Annotated in this window: 10 protein-coding genes; 3 read left to right on the forward strand and 7 right to left on the reverse strand. The window is 62.3% G+C overall.

Features of this window, described 5'->3' with window-relative positions; translation table 11 throughout:
• Positions 1–78: 78 nt before the first annotated feature.
• Positions 79–8547 (forward strand): retention module-containing protein, encoded by an 8469-nt coding sequence (locus ABQX22_RS14860; RefSeq protein WP_349800620.1) that lies wholly within the window; start codon positions 79–81, stop codon positions 8545–8547.
• 81 nt (positions 8548–8628) lie between these two features.
• Positions 8629–8967, forward strand: a complete 339-nt coding sequence (locus ABQX22_RS14865) for a hypothetical protein (RefSeq protein WP_349800621.1) — start codon at positions 8629–8631, stop codon at positions 8965–8967.
• Between the two features lie 352 nt (positions 8968–9319).
• Here ABQX22_RS14865 and lapD read toward each other — a convergent pair whose 3' ends face one another.
• The 7 genes from lapD to ABQX22_RS14900 all read right to left on the reverse strand — a co-directional run bounded on the left by lapD (position 9320) and on the right by ABQX22_RS14900 (position 17008).
• Positions 9320–11266: a cyclic di-GMP receptor LapD gene (gene lapD, locus ABQX22_RS14870; protein WP_349800622.1), complete on the reverse strand. Its 1947-nt coding sequence runs from the start codon at positions 11264–11266 to the stop codon at positions 9320–9322.
• Positions 11267–11274: 8 nt separating this feature from the next.
• The gene (gene lapG / locus ABQX22_RS14875) at positions 11275–11970 is read right to left on the reverse strand and encodes a cysteine protease LapG (protein WP_349800623.1); all 696 of its coding nucleotides are present in this window, start codon (positions 11968–11970) and stop codon (positions 11275–11277) included.
• 249 nt (positions 11971–12219) lie between these two features.
• Positions 12220–13554: a DEAD/DEAH box helicase gene (locus tag ABQX22_RS14880; protein WP_349800624.1), complete on the reverse strand. Its 1335-nt coding sequence runs from the start codon at positions 13552–13554 to the stop codon at positions 12220–12222.
• A gap of 48 nt (positions 13555–13602) precedes the next feature.
• Positions 13603–14502 (reverse strand): drug/metabolite exporter YedA, encoded by a 900-nt coding sequence (yedA, locus tag ABQX22_RS14885; protein WP_349800625.1) that lies wholly within the window; start codon positions 14500–14502, stop codon positions 13603–13605.
• A 224-nt stretch (positions 14503–14726) separates the two neighbouring features.
• Positions 14727–15341: a 3'-5' exonuclease gene (locus tag ABQX22_RS14890; protein ID WP_349800626.1), complete on the reverse strand. Its 615-nt coding sequence runs from the start codon at positions 15339–15341 to the stop codon at positions 14727–14729.
• A 147-nt stretch (positions 15342–15488) separates the two neighbouring features.
• On the reverse strand, positions 15489–15968 hold the full coding sequence (locus ABQX22_RS14895) for an NYN domain-containing protein (RefSeq protein ID WP_349800627.1): 480 nt from the start codon (positions 15966–15968) through the stop codon (positions 15489–15491).
• A 230-nt stretch (positions 15969–16198) separates the two neighbouring features.
• Positions 16199–17008, reverse strand: a complete 810-nt coding sequence (locus tag ABQX22_RS14900) for a DUF2076 domain-containing protein (protein WP_349800628.1) — start codon at positions 17006–17008, stop codon at positions 16199–16201.
• A 191-nt stretch (positions 17009–17199) separates the two neighbouring features.
• Here ABQX22_RS14900 and ABQX22_RS14905 point away from each other — a divergent pair, with 191 nt between their 5' ends.
• Entirely contained in the window at positions 17200–17862 is a 663-nt protein-coding gene (locus ABQX22_RS14905) for a YciC family protein (RefSeq protein WP_349800629.1), read from the forward strand.
• The last annotated feature ends 74 nt before the right edge of the window (positions 17863–17936 follow it).

The following is a 17936-nucleotide window of genomic DNA, read 5'->3' on the forward strand; positions in this document are numbered from 1 at the left end:
CCAGTATGAAGCGGCGTATAGAAAAGCCGGTCGGCATTATGGATACCCCCTGAACGGTAAACCCGGAGAGTTCCCCCAATGAGCAGTGTTGTTGCCATCGTCAAAAGCATTGTTGGCCAAGTAGTCGCAGTTTCCCCGGAAGGCATTCGCCGCATACTGATCGAGGGGGACCGGCTGTTCGCCGGTGAACAGGTGCTGACTGGCCCGGGCGGAGCGGTCACGCTCGAACTGCCTGATGGCCGCACCCTGGACATGGGCCGTGACAGCCAGTGGAGCTCGGATGCACCGACGTCCACGGTCAATCTGTCGGAGGCCACTGCACAAGCGGCCCCGTCCGTGGCCGAGCTGCAACAAGCCATCGCCGCGGGCGCTGACCCCACCAAAGACCTGGAAGCTACGGCCGCCGGCCAGACTGCTCCGGGCGCAGGTGGTGACGCCGGTGGCGGCCACAGCTTTGTCTTGCTGAGCGAGACTGCAGGCGTCGTGGATCCGACCATCGGCTTCCCGACAACCGGCCCTGGCACGACCCCGACGTTCATCGTGCGCCAAGACGCGGGCATTGCCGGCCTGCTCGACGCCGCTGCGCCAGGCACGCCGACAGCGCCGCTGGTCGCTTCGAACCTGAGCCTCACCGCCACCCCGACGCTGACCGAAAACGGCGGCACCCTGGTCTATACCGCCACTGTTACCCAGGCACCACAGACCGACCTGACCGTGACCCTGTCCAACGGCCAGAGCATCGTCATCGCGGGCGGCACCACCACCGGTTCCGTGTCCGTGCCGTTCGCAAGCATTAACACGCCGTACATCGACCCAAGTCAGATCGCGACCACCATCACCGGCACCACGGGTGGTTCGGGCATCGTGGTCACAGTTGACCCGACGCCGGCCGTTACCCAGATCACCGACTCCATCGACACCACCGTCGCCAGCATCACCGGCAGCACTTCGGTGACCGAAGGCGAAACAGCGACCTACACCATCACCCTGAGCAACCCGGCGCAGACCGACGTCACCCTCAACCTGATCTACAGCGGCACTGCCACCGACGGCAGCGATTACAGCCGAGTGGTCAGCGTCACCGTGCCGGCCAACTCGAGCAGCGTGACATTCGATATCCGCACCCTGAACGACACCATTCCCGAGGGCGTTGAAAACGTCACCGTGCAGATCGGTGCGATCACCGGCGGCAACTTCGAGAACGTCGTCGTCAGCGACACCCAAGGCAGTGTCACTACCACGATCATCGACAACGACGCGTTGCCGGTGGTGGATCTGGACAATGGCACCACCGGCGCGAACTTTGCGACCACCTTCACCGAGGGTGATCAAGGCGTCGCCATCGTGGGCGATTTGCGCATCAGCGACGTGGACAGCCCGACCCTGGTCGGCGCGACCGTCACGCTGGGCAACCCGCAGGCCAGCGACAGCCTAGTGGTGGGCAGCACCAACCCGGCCATCACGGTCACCACCGCGACCGTCAATGGCGCGCTGGTCGTGACCCTGACCGGCGCCGCCAGCGCCGCCGCTTATGAAGCCGTGATCAAATCGATCACCTTCAGCAACAACAGCGAAGACCCAAGCGCGGTCGACCGCAACATCACGATCACCGTCAACGATGGCCAGAACGATTCCGTGCCGGTCAATGCCGTGGTCAGTGTCACCCCGGTCAACGATGCGCCGACCGCCATCATCGACGGCGGCGTGTCCTTCACCGAAGGCCAGGCCGGCGTTTCGCTGGACGGCAAAGTGACCCTGGCTGACGTCGACAACGACACGCTGCAAAGCGGCACGGTCACCCTCGACGGTGTGCAGCCCGGCGACAGCCTGGTGGTCGGTACGCCGAACGCCAACATCACCGTCACCACCACCCAGGTCGGCGGCAATATCGTATTGACCCTGACGGGCGAAGCGTCCAAAGCCGACTACCAGGCGCTGATCAACTCGATCACCTACGCCAACAGCAGCGAAAACCCGGGCACCCTGCCACGCAACATCACCGTGGTCGTCAACGACGGTCAGCTGGATTCGGCGCCGGTGAGTACGCCGGTCACCGTGACCCCGGTCAACGACGCACCGACCGCCGACAACACCTCCGCGCGCGGCGACGAAGACACCACCCTGGCTGTGGTGCTGAACGGTGGCGACATCGATGGCACCGTCGACCACTTCAATCTGGTCGACATGGCCCAGCACGGCACGTTCTACAGCGACGCTGCGGGCACCATTGCGCTGACCAACCTCAGTGACATCAGTGCGTCGGGCAACACCGCGACCATCTACTTCAAGCCGGACCCGGACTGGAGCGGCAGCACTCAGTTCACCTACAACGCCGTCGACAGCCAAGGCCTGGTCAGCATTGGCAACGCCACTGGCAGCATCGTGGTCGCGCCGGTCACCGACATCCCTGAGTTGTCCCTGGGCGCCAACACCACCGTGGCTTCGCTCACGGCCAACGGTTCCACCACCACGGTTGCCGGCGATATCGGCAGCGGCGCGTGGCACACCGACAACACCTACGACATCCTCGAAATCCGCGATCCCGGCACCTATGGCGTGGCCGTCACAGACCGCAACAGCCAGGTGATCGAGCTCGAGCGCGACGCAGGCGATCCGGCCAACCTGTACACCAACATCGATGCCAAAGCGGGCGCGACCTACACCATCGCCGTGGACTACTCGCCGCGTCAGGGTGCAGAAAGCAACTCGCTCATTAATGTGTACTTCGGCGGCGCTCTGGTCGGGACGCTCAACGCCAGCCAGACCGGCATGAAGACCTACACCTTCAGCGTGCCGGTCACCACCGACGGTTCGGCCAAGCTGGAATTCGTGGCCGGGGACAGCAACTCCTTCGGCGGCGTGATCAACAACATCAGCGTCACCCAGACCCTGAACAGCGGCCTGGAAGACAACGCGATCCTGCTGGCGCCGATCCAGGCCCGGGCCACCGACATCGACGGTTCCGAAACCCTGGTGTTGACCCTGAACGGCCTGCCGGTCGGCAGTACGCTGACTGACGGCACCCGCACCTTCACCGCCGGCGCCGGCACCACGTCGACCGACATCACCGACTGGAACCTGAGCAACCTCAAGTTCACCGCGCCGACCAACTTCAGCGGCACCGTGCCCCTGACCGTGATCGCCACGGCGCAGGACGGCGACGCTGCACCTGTCAGCCGCGAGCTGAGCTTCAACGTGCAAGTGGGCGCCGTTGCCGATGCGCCAACCGTAGTGGTCACTGCCGCACAAGGCCCGGAAGACAGCGCCATCGCGCTGACCCTCAATTCTGCGCTGGTCGATACCGACGGCTCGGAGCGCCTGACCACCCAGGTCGGCAATATCCCACTGGGCGCCGTGCTGACGGACGGCTTCCACAGCTACACCTCCATCGTCGGCGGTGACGGCACCGTCATCATCAACGGCTGGGACCTGAGCAAGCTGACCATCACCCCGCCGAAAGACTTCAACGGCGTGATCGATCTGACCGTGACGGCGATCGCCACCGAAAGCACCGGCCCGACGGCGTCCACCTCGCAGACCCTGGTGGTGACTGTGAGCCCTGTCAACGACGCGCCAATCCTGAATTTCGGCGGCGCTGAGTACACCGAAAACGGTGCGGCCACGCCGATCGTCAATGGCCTGACGATCACTGACATCGACAGTGCCAACCTGAGCGGTGTGAAAATCACCCTGAGCGGCATTCAGGCTGACGACCTCATCGTTTCCGAGTTCTACAAAGGCGGCAACGAAGGCACCGCCGTGCCTGGCATCACGTACACAGTGAGCAACGACGCCAACGGCAACATGATCATCCAGTTGAGCGGCGTGGCCTCCATCGCTCAATACGAAACCGTGATCAACTCGATCAAGTACCAGAACAGCAGCGATAATCCGGGCACTGACCCGCGCGGCGTGACCATCGAAGTCACCGACGCCGATGCCAATGGCACGACTAACCTGACCGTCGTCTACAGCGGTCAGATCGACGTCACCGCGGTCAACGACGTCCCGACCGTCGTGGCTGTTCGCGGCGAAGGCAACGAAGACGATGCGGCGATTGCCGTGGTCCTCAGAGGCAACGATGTCGACGGCACCGTTGACCATTTCAACCTGGTGGACATGGCTGCCCACGGCACGTTCTACAGTGACGCCGCCGGCACCCAGGAACTGACCAGCGCCAGCGACATTCAGGCATCCGGCAACACGGCGACCGTGTACTTCAAGCCCGATGCGGACTGGAGCGGCGATACGTCATTCAGCTACACAGCAGTCGACAACCAGGGCGTGTCCAGCGCGACCCCAGCAGCCGGCGTCGTCACCGTGGCGCCAGTCACTGACAAGCCAAGCATCACCGTGGTCGACGACAACTTCAGCCGCAGCATCAATTTCGAAAACTCGGCCACGGTCGTGACACTGTCTGGCATCGTGGGCACCACCGAAATGGGCGGCGGCCTGTGGCACACCGACAACAGCGGTGATCGCGTCGAGATCGGCAACGCCATCGTCTACGGCGTCGATGACCCCAACGCGGCCAGCAACAATCACGTCGTGGAGCTTGAACGCGACGCCGGCGATATCGCCAACCTGTACACCGACATTCCGGCCAAGGCCGGCGCGACATACACCATCAGCCTGGATTACTCGCCACGTGCCGGCGCTGAGGCCAACTCGGTCATCAACGTCACCTGGGGCGGCGTGCTGATCGGCACATTGAGCGCGTCGCAAACCGGCCTGCAGAACTACACCTTCCAGGTGCCGGTCACCACGGACGGCACTGCGCGCCTGGAATTCAAAGCAGCCGACAGCAACTCATTCGGCGGCCTGATGGACAACATCTCCATCACCCAGACCGCCAACACCGGGCTGGAAGGTCAACCGATCGGGCTGTCGAACATCGTCGCTTCGGCTACCGACACCGACGGTTCGGAAAACGCGTCGCTGCGGTTGAGCCTCAATGGCCTGCCGACAGGCTCGGTGATCACCGACGGCGCGAACACCCACACCATCACCGCTGCCGAAGCGGGCCGCGCGTTCGACATCACCGGCTGGGACACCAGCAAGCTGGCGTTCACGGCACCGGCCAAAATGACCGGCGACATCCCGCTGACCGTCACGGTCACCACGCAGGATGGCAATGCCGCGCCAAACAGCAGCAGCCTGGACCTCACCGTTCACGTCGTGCCAGTTACCACGCTGGTACTGTCGGCGGCAGCAACCAGCCTGGAAGGCAGCCCGGCTCAATACACCGTGACGCTGACTGACAGCTCTGGTAACGCCGTGGCGGCGACTTCGGACATCACCGTCAAGCTGGACAACGACCAGACCCTGACCATCGCCAAAGGCAACACGTCCGGCACAGTCAACGTCGCCACCCCAGCCAATGACGTCTACAAAAACGCCAGCGACATGGGCCACTCGATCAAGGAAGCGACCGTTGGCGTCACAGCTGGGCTGACAGTGGACCACTCGCTCGCGACTACGCGCATCGATGACACGGTCGACACCACCACGCTCAGCATCACGGGTCAGTCGTCGGTCAGCGAAGGCGCCAGCGCCAGCTACGCGTTGCACCTGGACAACCCCGGCCAGACCGACGTGGTGGTCAAGCTCAGCTACTCCGGCGTTGCCAAAGACGGCAGCGACTTCACCGGTGTGACTGAGGTGACGATTGCCAAAGGTAGTAACGACGCGACCTTCAACATCCAGACGCTCACCGACAACGCGGTAGAAGGCGCCGAAAGCTTCACCGTGCAAGTGGTCTCGGCCACCGGCGGTAACTTCGAGCAACTGGCGATCGGTACCGACAGCATCACCACCACCATCGTTGACACCTCCCTGCCAACCGCAGCCGGCAGTACACAAACCGGCGCTGAAGATCAGGCGATGGTGCTGTCGTGGAACAGCTTCGGCGTCGCCACGCCGCTTAACACCAGCATTGCGACGAGCGTGAAGATCACCGCCGTACCGACCCTCGGCACCCTGGAATACAAAGACGGCGCTGTGTGGAAAGCCGTGACCGCGGGTCAAGAGTTCACCAAGCAGTTCATCGCGGACGGCGGCGTGAAATTCACACCGGCAGCCAATGACTCCGGCGACAGCTCCTACAGCGCATCCGGCATGGGCAACATGCACGCCGACTACGCGCAACTGAGCTTCGTGCCAGTGGCCGGGACAATGGAGGGCGCTGTGTCGACGATGAAAATCGACATCACGCCAGTGGCCGACGTACCGACTATCAACCTGGGCACCAGCGCCGTCACCTCGACCGGTCTGGTCAAGGATGTGTGGGTCGGCACGCTGACCAACATGGGCACCGGCGGCGGTGGCGCCAACGAGGCGACCATCAAGGCGGGCTTCAACACCGCGACCGCCGCGACCACCCACGGCATCGCGACATCGGCTGTCGACAGCAGCGTGGTTCAGGGCACCGGCACCAAACTGTCCTGCCTGATCTACATGGAAGCCGGCAAGACTTACAACTTCGGCGGCACTGCCGACGACAGCCTGTTGATCACTGTGGGCGGCAAGACGGTTGCCACCGCGCAGTGGAACCAGGCCAGCGGCACCGTGAACTCGACCGGTTATACCCCGACGGCTTCCGGTTTCTACACGCTGGATATCTACCACTACAACCAGAACGGTCCAGGCAGCTATAACCTGACCCTGAACGTGGACGGCACCACATTGGCGCTCAACGGCACCAACGCGCTGCTCTACACCTCGGTCGATGACCTGAAGGCGTCCGGCCTGAGCGTCTCGGGTCTGAATGAAGTGAACGGTGTCAGCGGCGAAGGTTACTACGCCGGTTACGCGCTCAATCACGGCGTGGAAAACAGCCCGATCAAGCTCAGCGCGGTCAACGTGGGCTACACCGACAACGACTCGGAAACCCACGTCACCACCGTTTCCGGCGCGCCGAAAGGTTCGGTGTTGAGCGATGCCGCGGGTCATACCGTCACGAACACCGGCGACACCAGCACTGCGCTGGACGTTCGCGGGCTCGACCTGACCACCCTGACGATCAAGACGCCGGATTATTACAACGGCAAGTTCGCCCTGACTGTCACCGCGACGGCCACCGAGAACTCGAACAACGACGTGGCCGTGACCACCAAAACCATCAATGTCACCGTTGATGCGGGCACGTACAAAGCCACCGACACCGCTGCAGGCGACAACACCTACACCGGCACGGCGACCAACGACATCATCGTCGGCGACGTCAGCGCAATCAAACTGGTGGCGGGTCAGAACTACAACATCGCCTTCATGGTGGACACCTCGGGCAGCATGAAAGGCAGCCTGGAAAACACCGTCGCTCAGCTGAAAAGCGTGTTCAGCCAGTTGCAGCAATCGGCCTCGGCGGAGAACGCCGGCAAGGTCATGCTGTACCTGGTGGACTTCGACACCACCACGCACCAGTCCAAGAGCGTTGACCTGTCGTCCGCAACGGCATTGAGCGACCTGACGAAAGTCCTGACGTCCATGACCATCGGCGGCAACACCAACTATGAGGCGGTGTTCAACAACACCAACACTTGGTTCCACAGCGCCGCGGCCACCGCCAATGCCGGCGCGCAGAACCTGACGTACTTCATCACCGACGGCAAACCGAACTACTACCTGGACGCCAACGGCCAGATTGCCGGCTACGGTCAGTCCAGCGAGACCATCACGGCTGAATCCAAGGCCGCGTTCGATACGCTGGTGTCGCAGTCGCACACCGCTGTCGAAGCCATCGGCATCAATGGTGGCGTCGGCACGGCCACGCTGGACCGCTACGACACTGACCACCACTCGCAGGCGGGCATTGATTCGAACGATCTGGCCAAGACCATCCTCAGCACCTCGACCCTGGTCGCGCCGGGCGATGACACCCTGATGGGCAATGACGGCAACGACATTATATTTGGTGACTTGATCAACTACGGCAACAAGGACGGCACTGCCGCGCTCAAGGCGTTCGCGGCCGACACCTTGCACAAAGACGTAACGCTGATCGACGACCAGGCGCTGCACCAGTTTGTGAACGAACACATGGACGCGGTCACCGCCATGGTCAAGACGTCCGACGCCAGCGCTCAGCCAGGCGGCAACGACACCTTGATCGGTGGCAACGGCAACGACATCCTGTTCGGCCAGGGTGGCAACGACACGCTGATCGGCGGCAAGGGCAACGACATCCTCATCGGCGGCGCGGGCAATAACACCTTCGTGTGGAAGCAGGGCGACACCGGTTCGGACGTGATCAAGGACTTCAAGCCAGCCGCGGGCGGGACCCACACCGGTAACGACAAGCTGGACCTCAGTGACCTGCTGCAAGGTGAAGACGGCAACTCCGACGCCATCTCCAAGTTCCTGCAGATCACCAACGACGGCAAGAACACCACCGTTGAAGTCAGCACCACCGGCCAGTTCAACTCGGCGGCGGACATCGGCAAGGCGGATGTTCACATCCAGCTGGAGGGCGTGACCTGGAACAACGACATGATCAAGTCACTGGTCGGCGGTACCGATCCCACCATCAAGGTCGATCATCACTCCTGATGACGGGTGCGAGAGAGCTGATGTACTGTGCTGGCAACCGTTTCGGCGGTTGCCAGCCGCGCATTCTTTGAGGAGTGATTCATGTTCCACGTTCAGCGCGATGCCAACGGTGAGATCACCCGGGTGGAGGCCGCCTCGTTTGCCGAAGCGACCGAAACCCTGCCAGCGGACGACCACGAAATACAAGCCTGGTATGCCGACGAAGTCGTCGAAAAGAGCCTGACGCAACTGAAAATGAGCGACATGGAGATGATCCGTGTCCTCGACGATTTGATTCAGGTGCTGACGGCCAAAGGCATCCTCAACGTCACCGACCTGCCCCCCGCCGCCCAGGCCAAACTGGCAGACCGCACCAACGCCCGCCAGTCACTGGGCGGCTTGAGCGACCTGATCAATGATGACGAGACGGGGTTGATCTAAAGCTCAGTGGGTTGCGCTTGGCTTTTGATTCTGGCCGAAGGCCTTGAGACCCACTTGCCGAATAGCTCTCGATTCTGGCCGAAGGCCGTGGGAGCTGGCTTGCCTGCGACTGGCGGCGCAGCCGTCATGAAACCCGGCGCCTCGTTCGTATCAGGCACACCGCACGCGCAGGGTTTACTGCCGCTGCGCGCCAGATCGCGGGCAAGCCACGCTCCCACGCCTTCGGCAGAAGCCGACCGGGGCCGCAAAGGGCTTTGATTCTGCCCGCAGGCCGTGGGAGCTGGCTTGCCTGCGATTGGCTGCGCAGCAGTCATGAAATCTTTGGGCAGAAGCGAATCCTGGCACCTACCCGTTACCCCCAAGGCGCAGGATTACCCACCAACTGCCCTTGCACCCCTTCGATCCCCATCTCGGCAATCACGCTGCGTTCACCCTCGGTTTCCACGCGTTCGGCGATCAGGGGCAGATCGATGCTGTGGGCGGCGCGCTGGACGGCTTCGATGAACAGGCGCTTGTGGCTTTCTTCGTCGATGGCGCGGATGTAGCTGCCGTCGATTTTCAGGTACGCCAGCCCAAGGTGCGCCAGGTTGCCGATCATGCTGAAGCGACCGCCAAAGCGTTGCAGCGCCAATGAGAAGCCGGCCGCCTGCAGGCGCCGCGTCAGTTGCTCGAGCACGGCCTGCTCCGGCAATTGTTCTTCGCCGATCTCGAAGGTCAGCCGCGACCCCACTTTCGGGTGCTGGCGCAACGCGTCGAACACCTGGTCCAGTGCGCGGCTGTCCGCGAGGGTGGCGGCCGACAGGTTCAGGGCCAGGGATTGATCATGGGTCTGCAGGTGTTGCAACACCTGATGCAACATCCACAGGTCCAGCCGGGTCGACCAGCCGAAGCGTTCGATCCACGGCAGGAAGCGCCCGGCAGGAATGGTCTGCCCGTGCTCGTTGACCAGACGCGAGATGACTTTGTAATGCAGCACCCGCACTGCATCCTGAGCACCCACCACTGGCTGGAAGAACAGCTGGAACCCGCCCTGCGTCAACGCCTGATCCAGCAAACGGTGCCAGCTGTGATGATCGTCGCCCAGACTGGTGACTGCGCCGTGCTCGATGCAACTCCAGGTCTGCTCGCCCTGGGTTTCCGCCTGGGACAGCGCCTGATCCGCCAGGCCCAACAGGGTCAGCGGCACGTTGCCGGGGCTGTACGGCGCCAGGCCCATGCGCGCGACAGGCGATACATCTGACGCGCCTGTCTGGACCAGACTCTGCAACGCCACCTCGATATTCTGCGCCAGCTGCAACGCCTCCTCGCGGTCCATCCCCGGCGCCAGCACCGCGAATTCACCCCCACGACTGCGGCTGATCAGATGCCGGGTTTGCGGGTGCGGCTCGCATTGGCGCAGCAGTTGCTGGCCGACGGCGATCAACAGCGCATCGGTCCGTTTACCGCCCAGGCGCTGGTTGAGACCGGCCAGGTCCTGCACGCGAAGCAGCAACAGGTAACCCGCCCGCTCCTCCTCCAGATTGCTGACGTGCGCTGCCAGCTGCATGTCGAAATAACGACGATTGGACAGGCCCGTGAGGCTGTCCTGATACGACTCGATCCGCAGCTTTTCACTGCGCTCGGTGCTTTCCTGAAACAGCGCCCTGAGCTTCTCGACCATCTGGTTCATCGCCTGCACCACCCGACGCAGTTCCGGCGTGCGTGGCAGCGGGCTGATGGTGACCAGTTCACGACGACCAATGGCTTGGGACTGCGTGACCATCTCATCCAGCGGACGCAGCTGGCGACGCAGCAACAGCGCCCCGAGGATCGCGCTGACCACCCCGCACACCAGCAACCAGCCCAGGCTGCCCAGCGCGCTCTGCCACAGTTTCGCCAGGGCGAACATCGGATGGCTGACGACTTCGACCCGGGCCGTCTGCTGCCAGCCACGGCTGACCACAGCCTCGCCGCCCGCCGGCTCCAGGCCGATGGCGTTGATGAACCACTGCGGCACGCCCTGATTGTCCGGCGTGGCGCTGCGCTCGACAATGGCCTTCTCGGTCGCCAGGTCCACCACGCGGATGCTGGCGTAGTAGCCGCTGTCGAAAATCGAGCTGACCATCAACTCGACCATCGTCGGGTCATCGATGTTGGACGTGAGTGATAGGGCCAGCGAGGTCGCCGCATCCTGCGCATGGGAGCGCAGCTGGTTGACGTACTGCGTACGAGAGCTTTCGAGACTGACGACAAAGCTGCCAGCGAATGCCACCACCAGAAACAGACAGATCGCGATCAACAGTTGTTTGAACAGAGACATCGAAACTCCTAATACTCAGGCTCGGTCGGGAAGCCTTCAGCGGTCATTTTCTGCAGCAGATCCTGCCAACGGGACAAGCGTTTGGTGTCACCCACTTTCTTGTTGCCCTGCGCACCCGGCAACCAGAGGCCTTCGCCATTGAAGGCGTACACCGGCAACAGGTCGGGGCGTTCATTCGCAGGTTTGATGACATCGATCAAGCTGTCGAGCACCAACGGAATGGCGTTGGGGCTGGGGTAATAGGTCAACACCATGTGCGCGCGGTTCAGGCGCAGGGCCTTGACGTAGGTGATCAGCAGTTTTTCGCTGGGCACGCCCATGCGGCGGAGGCTGAAATATTTGGCGATGGCGTAGTCTTCGCAGTCTCCCGCGCCCTTGATCAGCGACTGGATGGGCGTGGCCCAGTAATCGACTTCGTGCCACAGGTCGATGTCCTCGGCGTAGCGCATCTGTTTGTTGAAGAACTGGTTGACCACGGTCAGCTTGTCCAGCTCGCTGGCCTGTTTTTGCGTGGCGAGCAGGTTCTGCCAGGCATCGATCCTCTGCTTTCCTGCGCCCAAAGGCCCGTACAGCGACTCGGCGCGCCGGCTGATTACAGAGAAATCCCAGTCGGCGTTGAGATAGCCCACCGCCGCGCTGCACGAGAGCAACAGCGCCAGCAGCAGCCAGATCCCAGGCCGTCCATGAGCGGAACGTACTGCCAATTCGTCTTAGTCCATTAGCCAGGCGGGTGACCGGAAAAAAGCGATGGTGAGGGGTTGTTCGGGAAAAGACAATGGCAGGTTGAGATCACTGATGCGTAAGCCGACGCGCTGCAAGACAAGGTGGGAGGGAGCTTGCTCGCGAAGCCGTTCTCCTGCCGCTATCCATGGGATGGGAACGGTGCCATCGCGAGCAAGCGCCCTCCCATGTCAGGGTCCTTTACCGATCCCGCAGTCCTCAGGTTTGCGAATTTACGGTTTACGCTTGCGCGGCCCGGTATTGAACACCGGCACTTTACGCACGGGTTTCACCGACGGGGCCTCCGGCGCTGCATCGCCACTGTCGACCCATTTGCCGAGGTTGCGCTTGCCGCCACCGCTGACTTTCGGCTTCTTGGGCTTCTTCGGTTTTTTCAGGATCTGGCCGCTGGCGTCAGTCGCAGGCACGCGGTGTTCCGGCACGAAATCCGGTTCTTCCTTGCGGGTGAGGGTCTGCCGGGTCAGCACCTCGATGGCGGACAGCAGCTCTACTTCGTCGGCGCAGACAAACGAGATCGCCTCGCCGGTCAGGCCGGCACGCCCGGTGCGACCGATGCGGTGGATGTAGTCTTCGGCCACGGTGGGCAGGTCGAGGTTAACCACAGTGGGCAGATCATCGATGTCCAGACCGCGCGCGGCGACGTCGGTGGCGACCAGAATTTGCACTTCGTTCGATTTGAAGCGATCCAGCGCGCGCTGCCGTGTGGCTTGCGGCTTGTCGCCGTGGATGCCATCGGCGTTGATGCTCAGCCCTTGCAGGCGATCCACTAACTGGTCGACTCCGACCCGGGTCTTGGCAAAGACCAGCACCTGGGTCCAGCGCTGTTTTTTCAGCATGTGGATGAACAGCTCGGCCTTGCGCTTCTTGTCGACCGTCACCACCCACTGCTTGACCGAGGACGCCGCCACGTTGCGCGGGCTGACTTCGATGGTGAGGGGGTCGTCGAGCATCTGCCCGGCCAGTGCGCGAATTTCATCGGAGAAGGTCGCGGAAAACAGCAGCGTCTGGCGCTTTTTCGGCAGTGCGGCGTAGATGCTCCGCAGCTCTTCGGAAAACCCCAGGTCCAGCATGCGGTCGGCTTCGTCGAGGATCAGCGTTTGCACCTGGGCAAACTTCACGGCGTTCTGGCGATACAGGTCCAGCAACCGGCCAGGGGTCGCGACCAGCACGTCCACGCCACGGCGCAGTTTCATCATCTGCGGATTGATGCTGACGCCGCCGTACACCGCGTAGGTGGCCAACGGCAGGTGTTCGGCGTACTGAGCAATGTTCGCGTGAACCTGTTCGGCCAGCTCGCGGGTCGGCACCAGGATCAGTGCGCGTACCGAGTTGGCGCTGACTTTCGGGCCTTCCATGGTCAGGCGTTGCAGCAGTGGCAGCGCAAAACCTGCGGTCTTGCCGGTGCCGGTCTGGGCGGCGGCCATCAGGTCACGGCCGGCTAGCACTGGCGGGATCGCCTGCGCCTGGACCGGCGTCGGGGTCTGGTAGCCAAGCGCGTCAAGGGCGCGCAGCAAGGGTTCGATCAGGCCGAGAGAGGCGAATGTCATGGAAATACCGTAGGGAAAGGGTCAGCGCGTTTTGCAATGGCCGGCAGTTTACCCTTTCTCGGCAGGTTTCTGCTTGCGCCACTGCGGCAAGCCGATCAGCACCACGGCGCTGATGATCACGGCCATTGCCATGGCTTCCTCTATGCCGATGTGTTCTCCGGCGAACGCGACCCCCAGCATGACGGCCACGGCCGGATTGACGTACGCGTAACTGGTGGCGGCGGCCGGGCGCACGTTTTTCAGCAGGTACATGTACGAGCTGAAAGCGACGATGGAACCGAACACCACCAGATAGGCCATGACCAACCAGCCGGACAATCCCGGGGATTGGGTCATGCGCTCGCCGCTGACGTAACTGCCGATGAGCATCAACGCCCCGGCCACCAGCATTTCGCAGGCGCTGGCCATGGGCCCTGGCGGCAGCGGAAGGTAGCGGCTCAAGACCGAGCCGAACGCCCAGCTCGCGGCGGCGAAGATCACCAGCAACGCGCCCAGGGGGCTGGCTTGCAGGTTGGAACCGAAGTTGAGCAGGCCAATGCCGATCAGCCCGAGGACGATGCCCGCCCATTCAAGGCGTGTGTTGCGTTGTCCCCAGAACAGGCCGAACAACAGCGTGAACAGCGGCACCGTGGCCACGGCCAGCGCGGCAACCCCCGAGGCCACACCCGCGTGTTCAGCCAGAGTGACCGCGCCGTTGCCGCAGGCCAGCAGCAAAAAGCCAACGATGGCTGCGGCCCTCCACTGCTGCCAGCTGGGCATCGGCGCACTGCGCCAGCGCATGAAACCGAACAGAAGAGCCCCGGCGATGGTGAAGCGAACCCCGGCCATCATCAGCGGCGGCCAGGTTTCGATACCAATGCGAATGGCGAGATAGGTAGAGCCCCAGATGACGTACAGGGCGAAGAAGGCACCGACCAACAACAGGGGGAAACGGCGAGAGGCAGGCATTAAAAGCTCAACGTCTAATTGTTATAGGGCCGGACATTCTAGAAACGTTCGGCAGGAACCATCAGCCACACATGCGGTTTTTTCGACCCATACACTTTGTAGCAATAACCCGGATCCGTGGGAGCGGACCTGTCCGCGAATACCGAGTCTCGGGCGCCAGAGATGCACCGACTGTACCGCCCTCTTCGCGGACAGGTCCGCTCCTACAGGTTTTTCGCTTGTGCTTAAAACCCGCGATGACGCTTGATCGCTTCGCTGAGTTTCTTGGCCGGGACTTTCTGCAGCGAGCACATCAGTTGGTGCGAAACGCCGCTCAAACCGTGGGTCTGGCGCAGTTCGTTGCTCAGGTGAACGGTAAGGTTGGCCGCCATTTCAGCATCGGCCATGGCCCGGTGAGCCTTGCCGGTATTGGGTAAACCGGCCCAGGTGGTGAGGGTGCCGAGCTTGTGGTTGGGCGCCGTCGGCAAGAGGCGACGGGCCAGCAGCATCGAGCAGGCAAAGCTCTGTTCGCGAGTGCGCTTGACCCGCGACAACTCGTAATCCCAGAACTTCTGGTCGAACGAGGCGTTGTGCGCCACCAGCGGCGTGAGGCCCACGAACTCGGCCACTTCGTTCATCACCCGCTCGGCGGACGGCGCGGTACGCAGCATGCTGTTGCTGATGCCGGTGAGGGATTCGATAAAAGAGGGAATGCGCACGCCGGCGTTCATCAGGCTCTGGTAACGCTCCACGATGCGGCCTTGTTCCATGATCACCACCGCAATCTCGGTGGCACGGCAACCGCCACCGGGTGAAATGCCGGTGGTTTCAAAGTCGATGACAGCAATGCGTTCGTGCACGGTTTTATTGGCCTTTAGCGATGGTATTGGGTTAGCAGCGCTTGTTGGAGCGAGGCTTGCCCGCGAATGCCGTCCTGGCCGACGCATATTGAGTGTCAGATCAGGACTCTTCGCGGGCAAGCCTCGCTCCAACAGGAGTCTGGAGCGTCAGTTCCTGAGCAACAACCCACCCTCAATCGGCACATACCGGCTGGCGGCGCGGATCAGCGAGTTGGCAGTCAGGCCCGGCACGCCATAAGCGACGGCCTCGACCCCATGCTTGCTGATGATGCGCTCAAGCAGCAAATCGAAATCGCCATCGCCGGACGCCAGCACCACTTCGTCCACGTTGGGCGCGACGTCCATGATGTCGATGGTGATGCCCACGTCCCAGTCGCCCTTGGCCGAGCCGTCGCTGCGCTGAATGTAGGGTTTGAGTTTGACGACGAAACCGAGGTTGCGCAGGATCTGCTGGAACTGCTGCTGCTTGCTGTCGCCACGGTCGATGGCATACGCATACGCTTCGACGATCTGCCCGCGCTGACTGATGTCGGCCCACAGGGCGGCGTAGTTGAAATGGCAACCATGAGCCTGACGCACGGTGTAATAGAGGTTTTGTACGTCGGCGAACACCGCAATTCTTTTCACCGGAACTCCTCAATGCGCTAACAAAGCGACAAGGGCCCGAAACCCGGACCGGCGCTCAGTATGCCAGTTTGAGGAGTTGATTGAAGCGCGGAGTGGGAAGGGCATGACGCAGACCTGTGGAGCGAGGCTTGCCCGCGAAGCCATCAACGCGGTAACTCTGACAATCCGCATCGCTTGATTGGCGGGCAAGCCTCGCTCCAACAGGTTATGACGCAACCACACTCAAGCCATCAGACGAACGAATCATCGTCATCGAACATGCCGCCGCTGTCGTCGCTGCCGTAGTCAGTGTCGGCAAAGCCGCCCGAGTCTGCGTTGTTATCGCCCCAGGAATCGTTGCTGGTGACAGTCGGCTGATCGTCATTCCAGCCACCGGTGCCGCCTGCGTCCTGGTTGGAGGTGTCGCTGACGTTCTGCGCCGGCTCGTCCTTGATGATTTCGACGATTTCCTGCGGCTGGCTGTTGTGGTGAAACAGGCTGCTGATGCCCTCGGCGAGCATCACGCCACCGGCCACGCCAGCGGCGGTTTTCAAGGCGCCACCGAGAAACCCGCTGCCCATTGGCGCGGCAGGCGCTTGCTGCGGTTGCGCATAATTACCCTGCGGCGCTGCGCTGTTGTAAGGCGGCGGGCTGGCTGGCCCCGAATCGCGCCATCCACCGGCAGAAGCCTGTTGATTGGAAGGACGCTGCTGCGGCGCGGAAGGCTGCTGGGCCTGAGGCTCGCGGGCGCCACCGCCAAAAATACTCGACAGAAACCCACCGCTCTGGGCCGGCGCAGACGGCTGCACCTTGGTGCGTTGAAGCTCGGCCTGCAATTGCTGAATCTGCTCGTCGCGCTGGCGGCTCTGGGCTTCCAGCTGCTTGATCGCGACTTCCTGCACCAGAATCGACTGCGCCATGTAATAAGGGGCGCCGGGCTGCTGGCCGAGATGTTCCTTGATCCGTGCTTCAGCCTGCGGGTCTCGTGGGGCCGAATCCGTCTCTGCTTGCTTGAGTTTGGCAAACAAGCCGTCGATCAGGGTTTGCTCTTCGCTGTTCATGGCGACCTCGTTAGATTGCCGTTGGAATTCACTTCAGACCGAATGGTCAGGTACCTGCAAGGTAATGGGGCTGTTACCGGGCGTTTCAATAGGATGAGGAAAAAGTTAACCGGCGCTTGGCCGTCATGCGATTGGCCCGCTCGCGGGCACTGCGTTAAAGTGGCGGCCTGCTTTTTGCCAGTGATCCGTTCATGAACCCGCTGAACATTCTCCGTGATTCCCTGTACTTTTTCCGACGCAACCTGAGCAGCATTCTCATGCTGTGCCTGCCGTTGGTAGTACTGGAAGCGCTGACCAAGCAATTGCTGACCGGCGCGCTGGGGCAGAACTCGACCGCCACCTACGAGATGATCGTCGGTCTGCTGTTTTACCCGCTGTACACCGGCGCGCTGATCCTGTTCCTGGACGCCAAGACAGCCGGCGAAGCACCACCCAAGCGCGACCTGCTGGCCGGGGCCTTGCGCCTGTGGCCGACGTTTGCGGTGCTGTCGGCGCTCAGCACGCTGTTGATCATGGCCGGGCTGTCGCTGTTCATCCTTCCCGGCATCTGGGTGATGATCAAACTGGTGTTTTCCGAATACCTGCTGGTGCTGCGCGGCATGACCCCATTGGCCGCGATGCGCGCCAGCTTCCTGATGACCCAAGGCCACGTGCTGCGCATTCTTGCCTGCGTGATGTTCGTCTACCTGCCGCTGTCGGTGCTCGAAGGGCTGAGCTATTACGTACTGCCCGAACAGCAAAGCCCCGCCCTGTCGCTGACGGTGGACAGCATTTCAAGCTTCCTGCAGCTGTTTATCAGTGTGGTGATGTTCCGGTTGTTCATGCTGCTTGATGAGACGTCAGATCGCGCTTGAACTGTCTTTGTTGCCAGCGGCCCCTGTTGTCGGACATGACCCGAAACTGTTGGAGCGAGGCTTGCCCGCGAAGC

Origin of the sequence: Xanthomonas sp. WHRI 1810A (assembly GCF_040202885.1) — a bacterium.
Taxonomy (GTDB): domain Bacteria; phylum Pseudomonadota; class Gammaproteobacteria; order Pseudomonadales; family Pseudomonadaceae; genus Aquipseudomonas.

Coding starts and splice junctions, on each gene's coding strand:
- ABQX22_RS14860 (WP_349800620.1), top strand. CDS start 79: ATGAGCAGTGTTGTTGCCATCGTCAAAAGCATTGTTGGCCAAGTAGTC.
- ABQX22_RS14865 (WP_349800621.1), top strand. CDS start 8,629: ATGTTCCACGTTCAGCGCGATGCCAACGGTGAGATCACCCGGGTGGAG.
- lapD (WP_349800622.1), bottom strand. CDS start 11,266: ATGTCTCTGTTCAAACAACTGTTGATCGCGATCTGTCTGTTTCTGGTG.
- ABQX22_RS14880 (WP_349800624.1), bottom strand. CDS start 13,554: ATGACATTCGCCTCTCTCGGCCTGATCGAACCCTTGCTGCGCGCCCTT.
- yedA (WP_349800625.1), bottom strand. CDS start 14,502: ATGCCTGCCTCTCGCCGTTTCCCCCTGTTGTTGGTCGGTGCCTTCTTC.
- ABQX22_RS14900 (WP_349800628.1), bottom strand. CDS start 17,008: ATGAACAGCGAAGAGCAAACCCTGATCGACGGCTTGTTTGCCAAACTC.
- ABQX22_RS14905 (WP_349800629.1), top strand. CDS start 17,200: ATGAACCCGCTGAACATTCTCCGTGATTCCCTGTACTTTTTCCGACGC.